Here is an 8,790-nt window from a genome sequence, read left to right as displayed (position 1 = left end):
GTCAGCGCCGGGCCGTGAGGGCGATGCGGGTGACGACGCGCTCGACGGCGTACTCGGCGTCCTTGGCCAGTCCCTTGGCCTCGGCGTCGGCCTGCGCGACCCACTCGATGGCTGCCGCGATGGTCGCGGGATTCCAGAACCGGACGGTCTCCGAGACGCGCTTGGCCTGCCAGGGGGCCATCCCCAGGACCTGGGCGACCTGGCCCTGCGAGATGCGGGCGTCGACGATCCTGGCGATCTGCCGGGTCTTCATGGCCAAGGCCCCCGTGATGGCCGGTGCGGAGACCCCGGTGGCCAGGGCGTGCCGCAACAGCGCGGTGGCCTGACCGGCCCGGCCCTCGATGGCCGCGTCGGCGACCCGGAAGGCGGTGGCCTCGACCCGTCCGCCGTAGTACCGGTCCACGACCTGGGTGGTCACGGTCCCCTCGGTGTCCGCGGCCAGCTGCTGACAGGCCACCGCGAGGTCGGTCAGCGATCCGCCCGTGGCGTCGATGAGGGACCGGACGGCCTCCTGGTCGATCGACCGGCGCCGGGACCGGAACTCGCCGACCACGAAGTCGGCCTTGTCCGCGTCGGACTTGATGGGCTGGCACTCCACCAGCACCCCGGATGAGGTGACCACGTCCAGCAGCCTCTTGCCGCGGTTGCCTCCGGAGTGGCGCAGGATCAGGGTGACGTCATCGGCGGGGGCGGCCACGTAGTCGAGGCAGTCGGCCAGGAACGCCTCGTTCATGTCCTGCAGGCCCTCGGCCAGGACGATCTTCGCCTCGCCGAACAGGGACGGGCTGGCCAGCATGGACAGTTGTCCGGACTGGTAGTCGGCGGCATCCAGCCGGTGGAGCTCCAGGCCCGGGTCCGCCTGCCGCAGCGCGGTCCTGACCCGGTCCGTGACCCGGGTGGCGATGAAGTCCTCGGGCCCCTTCAGGAGCATGAGGGGCGCCGGTTCCACGCGTCGCCAGTCGGTGCCGGAGCTGGTGGATCGGCGAGAGCGGCTGGGGGCGGGCATGCGTGTCATCCTACCGGGATGGTGCCCGCCGCCCGGCCGGTCACCGCGGGTGCGAACTGGCCGGTCACGGTCGGCACCAGCTGTCCGTCGCGGAGCGAGACGACCGTCGTGCCGTGCTCATCGGTGCGCACGACCGGCCCGTGCCGCTGGAGCTCGGTGATGACGGACGGGTGCGGATGCCCGTAGCTGTTCTCCCGGCCGACCTGCACCACCGACAACGCCGGCATCAGGGCGCGCACGAGGTCGTTCCCACCGTTCCTGGCCCCGTGGTGGCTCACCTTGAGCACGTCCACCGTCTCCGGGAACACTCCCTGGCGCAGCAGTGCACCGGTGGCCTCCTGCTCCATGTCCCCCGTGAGCAGGACGGTGTAGGACCCCTGAGGCGTGTGCACGGTGGCCGCCATCTGCAGGGAGGCATCGTTCTCGTCGCGCGCCTCCGAGTCCGCGGCCAGCACCTCCCAGTCCACCCGCCATACCGATGCCGGCTCACCCACCGTGCCCGTCTCCCCCACCCCCGGCCGGCGCGCACCGGCGGGGGCGCGAGCGCCTCCGGCGCCCTCGGCGGCAGATCGGTCCTCACGGTCCCCTGCGCCCGGCCCGCCGGCCCCGGGGGTGGCCATGCTCGAGTAGACGACGGCAGCAGGCTGGCAGCACTCGGCGAGCGCGGCGGCGGAACCCGCATGGTCCTGGTGCAGGTGGGACAGCACGAGCAGGTCGATCCGCTCCACACCGACGTTCCGGAGGCAGGACGTCGCCGCCCCCGGGTCCGGGCCCGTGTCGACCACCATCGCCGACCGCTGCCCCGTACGCAGGACCAGCATGTCCCCCTGGCCGACGTCGCAGGCGGCCAGGGACCAGTCCCGCGGGACGGGCCCGGTCGGTGGGGAGACGACGAGGGCAAGCTGACTGCCGACGGCGGCGCACACGAGCGTCCACGCCGCGGCCAGCGACCACCGCAGGGTTCGGGAGGACGGGGCGCCGCGCGGAACCGGACCGGCGGGGATCCGGCGCACGCGGGCGGGCCGCGTTCGTTCCCACCGCAGCAGCAGCCAGAGCAGGGCCAGGGCCGCGAGCACGTGCAGGGCCACCAGGACTGCCCCGAGCACTCCCCCGGGCCAGGGATGGAGCGCTCCCGGCAGTGACGACAGGGCGCCGGCGATCCAGCCGATCCCTGCGGCCGGCCAGCCGATCAGCCAGAAGACGGCGGAGGCCAGGCCGGCGAGCGGCACGGCGAGGATGGCAGCCGCCGTGCCCGGCACGGTGATGAGGGGGACGAGGGGTGCCGCGAACAGGTTGGCGGGCACAGCATAGCTGCTGAGCGTGCCCGCGATCCCCACCAGCACCGGCTGGCAGGCGACCTGGGCACAGACGGTCACCGCGAGCGCGGCGCCGATCGTCCCGGCGACCGGTCCGGGCAGTATCCTCCCGAGCGTGGCGGTCAGCCACTGTTCCACCGGTCGTGCGGCCAGGACGATGCCGGCGGTGGCTGCCAGGGAGAGCTGGAATGCCGGTTCGGCGGCCAGCGCCGGTTTCCAGCACAGCAGGACGCAGCCGGCCAGGCACAGCAGCGGCAGGGCCTGCCGTCCCCGCCCGAAGAACACCGCCCAGGCGCCGATCCCGCCCATCACGGCCGCCCGGATCACGGAGGGTTCCGGGCCGACGATGATGACGAAGACGACCAGCACCCCCAGGACCGCGCCCAGCACCACCGGGCGACGGATCCGCAGGGTGCGCAGGCTCATCATGACTGCGCCGGCCAGGAGGGTGCAGTTGGCACCGCTGACGGCGGACAGGTGACTGAGCCCGGAGGCCTTCATCGCCTCGTCCAGTTCCGGGTCCTGCACGGAGCGGTCCCCCAGGACGAGTCCTGGAAGCAGCTGGGGTGCCGCGCCCACGCTGCCGGCCGCCGCGTCGCGGACCGCCGCTCGCACCACCTCGCGCCCCGTGCTCCCGCCCGTGCCGCTCTCCGCGCCTGTCCCACCGTTGTGGTCCGGGCATGACCCGGCATCCGGGCCGGTGCGGGCACGAGCGAACACCGTGGTACCGGACGGCTCAAGATCGGCCGTCAGGCATAGCCGTGTGCCAAGCTCCATACCGTCCCACTCCGCATCTCCGGAGACGACGACCTCGGTGCCCTCTGGCACGGTCCGTACCGGGTGTCCGAAGGCATCCACGGCAACGGTCACGTGCCACCGGTCCCCGAAGGCCCCCGGGGACCTCACCGCCCCACCCGTCGCCCGACCGGAGAGGCGCACCGGCTGGCCCGCGGACACCGCATCCTCCCAGCCGGAGGCCTTCACCGGGGCCCGGTCCCCGACGGCCTGCACTGCCGCGACGGCCGCGACCCACAGCGCACAGGCGGTGAGCGCCGTCAGGCTCACCAGTGCCACACGCCCACTGCGCGCAATGGCAACCAACAGCACCGTGACCGCGGCGGCCGCCACTCCCAGGCCCCACGGCAGCATCTGCACCCACTCATACGGGAGGACCGGAACGGCCAGACACGTCACCAGCGTCAGCAGCAGGGCCGGCACGAGCCGCACGTCGACCGGCCCGGGCACCGGTCCGGCAGTCGGTGGCCTCACCGGCCGTCCAGCCCGTCGGACCACCACGGCATCGTCGTCACTGGGCTGGATGCGGTGGGACCGACCCGGGTGCGCCCTCGACCCCGACTCTGGGTCCGCCCTCGTGGTCGTCTCACCAGCTGACGAGTCCGTCGAGGCGTTCCATCATGGCCGGGCCGATGCCGGACACCGCGTCCAGGTCCTCCAGCGACCCGTAGGGTCCGACCTGCTCGCGGTGGTCGACGATCCTGCCGGCCAGCGCGGGTCCGATGCCGGGCAGCTGTTCGAGCTCGGCGGCATCCGCCGTGTTGACGTTGACCGTGCCGCTCGGGGAGCCGGGTTCACCCGGAGCCTCGTTCACCGGCTGTCTCCCAGGACCGTCACCGGGTTCCGTCCCACCGGTCGCCAGTGGGGTGTCCGGTCCAGGCACGAGGATCTGGCTGGCGTCCACGGCCGGTGCGGCGAGGTTCAGCAGGTCGAGTCTCGCCCGCGTCGTCGACCCGCCGGCGGCATGGAGGGCGTCGGCAACGCGGGAACCGGGCGGCAGCTCCACGAGCCCCGGTTCGTGGACCTCTCCCGCCACGTGCACGATCACGGCCCCGGGGGCGGTGCCTGCCGTGCCGTCGTCCTGGTCCACCGATGACGGCCCGACGCCTGGCCGGCCGGCTTCCGGTGGTCCGGGCACTGCCGTGGACGAGGGGCCGCGGTCCGTGCCCGCCCGCTGTTCAGCGTCCTCGGCGTCACGGCCGCGGTGCCCCTCCCGGTTCTCGAGGGCGGCGGCCTGGGGTGCCGGGGTGCCCGTCGGCCCGGCCGGTGAGATCAGCCAGCTGACGGCCCACCACGTGGCGGCGAGCACCGCCAGCAACAGGACGGCGGAGGTCACGACGCGCCCCCGCCACAAGGGGGCCACTGGAGGCGGCTGCTCCCAGTCCCCCGTCACGGAGGTGTCGTCCTGGCTGTGGCGTCCCATGCCTCCACCCTCGTCCGGCGGGACGGGCCCACGGGCAGGTCAGGGCACCGTGAGGGTGCGACACGCCGTCAGGAGGCGGGCTGTGGAGTGGGCACCGGGTTCATCGTGACCCCGAGCGCCCCCAGGCCCAGGTGCGCGGCCAGCACCGCGGGGAGCCGGATCACCGGCACGGGCATCGCGGACAGGCTCTGCAGGCGGCCGGCCAGTTCGTGGGCGGCCTCCTGGTTGCCGAAGCCGTGGACCGCGATGCGCTCGGAGGGCCCCGGCGGGTCCGAGTCCTGCGCCGCCTCCCGGACCAGTTCGACCAGACGCTCCGTCGCCCGGGCCGTGGTGCGCGGCCGGTCGACGAGGGAGACCACCCCGTCCTCGAGCGTGAGCACCGGCTTGACGTGCAGCAGGGACCCCAGCAGGCCCGCCACCGTCCCGATCCGACCGCCCCGGCGCAACTGCTCCAGGTTGGGCACGGTGAAGAACACCCCGGCGTCCTGGCTCGCCGCGTCCACGGCGGACACCAGCTGGTCCGGGGCCACGCCGAAGCCCGCCCCGATCACGGCGTCGATCACCACCGTTCCGAGCGCGAACCCGGCCGTGTGCGAATCGACCACCGAGACGGGGATGAGGGACTCCCGCGCGGCCAGCCGCGCCGCCTCCACGGTCCCGGACAGCCTGCCGGACAAGTGGACGGAGATGATCTGCTCGAAACCGGCCTCGGCCAGCGACTGGTACACGGCACTGAACGCACCGGGTGAGGGCCGGGAGGTCTTCACGGGTGTCCCGGCGGCCAGGGCCAACGGCAGCTCCCGCAGCAGGTCGGGCGTGCCGTCCGTGTAGATCTGGTCACCGATCATCACCGGCATGGGCACCTGGCGCAGGCCGCGGGCCAGCGGGTGGGCGAGCACCTCGGCCGGGATCGAGGCCGAGGAGTCGGTGACGATCGCGGTCCGCCCCTTCCGCGGCGGGCGGAGTCCGAGCCGGACCCGGCCGCTCTGGGAGGCCCGCAGCTGGCGGATCCGGACGAGCATGGCGGCCTGCCACTCGGCGATGTCGACCACGCGCACTCCCTTCAACGCCCGACGGTTCCGGCTTTAACCTAGGCGACCCGGGGCACCACGGCCCCGGGTCGCCTGCTCTGGGTCTCAGATGACGATGTTGACCAGCTTCGGCTCGCGCACGATGACCTTGCGGACCTCAGCCCCGTCGAGGACCCGCTGGACGGCCTCGGACGCCAACGCCAGCGCCTCCAGATCGGCCGCGGAGATGTCCACGGCCACCTCGAGGCGGTCCCGGACCTTGCCCTTGACCTGGACCACGGCGGTGGTGGTGTCCTCCACCAGCAGCGCCTCGTCCACGGCCGGCCAGCCGGCCCGGGCCACCGACGGCTCGTGGCCCAGCCGGGCCCACATGTCCTCGGCGGTGTAGGGGGCGAACAGGCTCAGCAGCACGGCCACGGCCTCCACGGCCTCCCGGACGGCGGGGTCGCCCGCCCCGGCACCGGAGTCGATCTCCTTGCGGGCGGCGTTGACCAGTTCCATGGTCCGGGCGATGACCACGTTGAACTTGTGCTCGTCCAGCAACCGGGCGGCATCCGCCACCGTGCGGTGGGTGGCCTGGCGCAGGGACTTCACGCCGCCGTCGGGATCCGTGCCCGGCGCCGCGCCGGCGGACTGGACGTCCTGGGCCAGCCGCCACGCGCGGGCCAGGAACTTGGCCGAGCCCGACGGCGAGACGTCCGCCCAGTCCACGTCGTCCTCCGGCGGGGAGGCGAAGATCATCGTCAGGCGCACCGCGTCCACGCCGAAGGTGTCCAGCTGCTCGCCGAGGTCCACCCCGTTGCCGAGCGACTTGGACATGGCCTTGCCGCCGTTGAGCACCTGGCCCTGGTTCAGCAGCGCCTTGAACGGCTCCGTGAAGGACACCAGGCCCATGTCGTAGAGCGCCTTGGTGAAGAACCGCGAGTAGAGCAGGTGCAGGATCGCGTGCTCCACGCCGCCGACGTACTGGTCCACCGGCAGCCAGCGATCCACGGCGTCGCGGTCGAAGGCCTGGGTGTCGTCGTGGGCCGAGGCGTAGCGGATGTAGTACCAGGACGAGTCCACGAAGGTGTCCATGGTGTCGGTGTCCCGCAGCGCCGCGCCCCCGCAGGACGGGCACGTGGTGTTGACCCACTCCTCGATGCCGGCCAGCGGGGACTTGCCCTTCGGCGCCAGCTTCTCCCCGGTGACGTCGGTCGGGAGCAGCACGGGCAGCTGGTCCTCCGGCACGGGGACCTCGCCGCAACCGGCGCAGTGCACGATCGGGATCGGTGCGCCCCAGAACCGCTGGCGGGACAGCAGCCAGTCCCGCAGGCGGTAGTTCACGGTGCCGCGGCCGGTACCCCGGCCGTCCAGGATCTCGATGGCGCGGCTGATCGCGGCGGTCTTGTCCAGGCCGTCCAGCTCGCCGGAGTTCACCAGGGTGCCGTCCCCGGTGGTGGCCACACCGGACACCGCCGGGTCCTCCTCACCGGTGTCCACGACCATGCGCACGGTCAGGTCCATCGCGCGGGCGAAATCCAGGTCGCGCTGGTCGTGGGCGGGCACGGCCATGATGGCGCCGGTGCCGTAGTCGGCCAGGACGTAGTCGGAGGCCCAGATCGGCAGCCGCTCGCCGTTCAGCGGGTTCACGGCATACCGGCCCAGGAAGACCCCGGTCTTGGAGCGTTCGGTGGACTGCCGCTCGATCTCCGAGACGTGCGTCAGTTCCTCGCGGTAGGCCTCCAGGGCCTCGCGGTACTCCGGGTCCACCAGTTCCAGGGCCAGGTCGGCGTCCGCGGCCACGACCATGAAGGTCGAGCCGAACAGGGTGTCCGGGCGGGTGGTGAACACGGTGATCGACTGGCCGGGCTGGCCGTTGCGCGCCTCGACCTGGAAGTCCACGTGGGCGCCCTCGGAGCGGCCGATCCAGTTGCGCTGCATCGCCAGCACGCGATCGGGCCAGTGGCCCTCCAGCTCGGACATGTCCTCGAGCAGGCGATCGGCGTAGTCGGTGATCTTGAAGTACCACTGGTTCAGGGACTTCTTGGTCACCTGGGTGCCGCAGCGTTCGCAGGCACCGTTGACGACCTGCTCGTTGGCCAGCACCGTCTGGTCCTTCGGGCACCAGTTGACCGGGGAGTCCTTCCGGTAGGCCAGGCCCTTGGCGTAGAACTGCTGGAACAGCCACTGGGTCCACCGGTAGTACTCGGGGTCGGAGGTGTGCAGCTGGCGGGACCAGTCGGTGGAGATCGCGTAGCGCTGGAACGAGGACTTCTGCGTCTCGATGTTCCGGTAGGTCCACTCGGCCGGGTGGGCGTTGTTCTTGATGGCGGCGTTCTCCGCGGGCAGCCCGAAGGAGTCCCAGCCGATCGGGTGCATCACGTCGTAGCCGAGTTGCGTCCAGTACCGGGCGACGACGTCGCCCATGGCGAAGGCCTCCGCGTGGCCCATGTGCAGGTCACCGGACGGGTAGGGGAACATGTCCAGCACGTAGCGGCGCTCCGCGGACCCGTCGTCCAGCGGCGCGAAGGTCTCGTGCTTCTCCCAGTAACCGCCCCAGCGGTCCTCTAGGGCCCGGAACGAGTACTCCTCGGGCGCGGCCTGGGTGGCCTGCCCCGTCACGGGGTCCTGGGGAGTACCTTGCGCTGCCTGGCTCACGGAAGTCCTGTCCTTGAAGTGCGGTGGAAACGGGGTGTCAACATCACGACGCCGGCCCGTCAACCGGGCGCTCGACGCGCCCGCCCATCCTACTCCGCGGCGGCTGTCGCCTCGGAACCGCGCCTACGGCGGCTGCCGGCGGTGAACCGGCCCGCCACGACGGACCGTGCCCGTGCCGTCCCGTGGACGCCGCTCGCTCCTGGCCGCGAACCACAGGACGGTGACCATCACGGCCAGCACGTCGGCGAAGCCCAGGATCGCGGCCCAGGGCACCACGATGTCCCCGCCGCGCAGGTTGCTGTAGAAGGACCCCATCGGGACCAGCAGGGGCCAGAGGACGGCCACGTTGCGCACCACGGCGAATGCGGTGGAATACACCACACCGAGCCCGAAGAGGAACACCATCTCCCGCAGGCCCATGCCGTAGCCGATGTGGTAGGCGGCGTACAGGGCTGCAGCACCGCCCACGCCGGGCACGGAACCGAAGCAGGCCTCCAACCGGGTCTGTACGAAACCGCGGAAGTAGACCACTTCGAAGAGACCGACGGTCAGGGCAAGGAACAGCAACGGGACCCAGTC

At 72.3% G+C, this 8,790-nt stretch carries 6 protein-coding genes; all 6 read right to left on the bottom strand.

The window, feature by feature from the left end; genetic code table 11:
- Window position 1: 1 nt before the first annotated feature.
- Window positions 2–1,006 carry a DNA polymerase III subunit delta gene (holA, locus tag PLJ28_RS11055; protein ID WP_298044211.1) on the bottom strand — a complete coding sequence of 335 codons (1,005 nt, stop codon included), beginning with the start codon at window positions 1,004–1,006 and terminating at the stop codon, window positions 2–4.
- Window positions 1,007–1,011: 5 nt separating this feature from the next.
- Window positions 1,012–3,591, bottom strand: coding sequence for a ComEC/Rec2 family competence protein (locus PLJ28_RS11050; protein WP_324590133.1), 2,580 nt, complete (start codon window positions 3,589–3,591; stop codon window positions 1,012–1,014).
- A gap of 112 nt (window positions 3,592–3,703) precedes the next feature.
- A complete protein-coding gene (locus tag PLJ28_RS11045) occupies window positions 3,704–4,540 on the bottom strand; it encodes a ComEA family DNA-binding protein (protein WP_324590132.1) in 837 nt (278 codons plus the stop codon).
- A gap of 68 nt (window positions 4,541–4,608) precedes the next feature.
- Complete coding sequence (locus PLJ28_RS11040) at window positions 4,609–5,592, bottom strand: DegV family protein (RefSeq protein ID WP_324590131.1); 984 nt, start codon at window positions 5,590–5,592, stop codon at window positions 4,609–4,611.
- Between the two features lie 84 nt (window positions 5,593–5,676).
- The gene (gene leuS / locus PLJ28_RS11035) at window positions 5,677–8,175 is read right to left on the bottom strand and encodes a leucine--tRNA ligase (protein ID WP_324590138.1); all 2,499 of its coding nucleotides are present in this window, start codon (window positions 8,173–8,175) and stop codon (window positions 5,677–5,679) included.
- 159 nt (window positions 8,176–8,334) lie between these two features.
- The coding region (locus tag PLJ28_RS11030) for a CPBP family intramembrane glutamic endopeptidase (RefSeq protein WP_324590130.1) at window positions 8,335–8,790 on the bottom strand (456 nt) is incomplete at its 5' end.

It is taken from the genome of Citricoccus sp. (assembly GCF_035445025.1).
Lineage (GTDB): Bacteria > Actinomycetota > Actinomycetes > Actinomycetales > Micrococcaceae > Citricoccus.
The sequence above is the reverse complement of the archived record's forward strand: the minus strand, read 5'-3'. Positions and strand labels throughout refer to the sequence as shown.

Excerpts from the sequence above, each read along its gene's own strand:
- holA (WP_298044211.1), bottom strand. The coding sequence starts at position 1,006 with ATGCCCGCCCCCAGCCGCTCTCGCCGATCCACCAGCTCCGGCACCGAC.
- PLJ28_RS11045 (WP_324590132.1), bottom strand. The coding sequence starts at position 4,540 with ATGGGACGCCACAGCCAGGACGACACCTCCGTGACGGGGGACTGGGAG.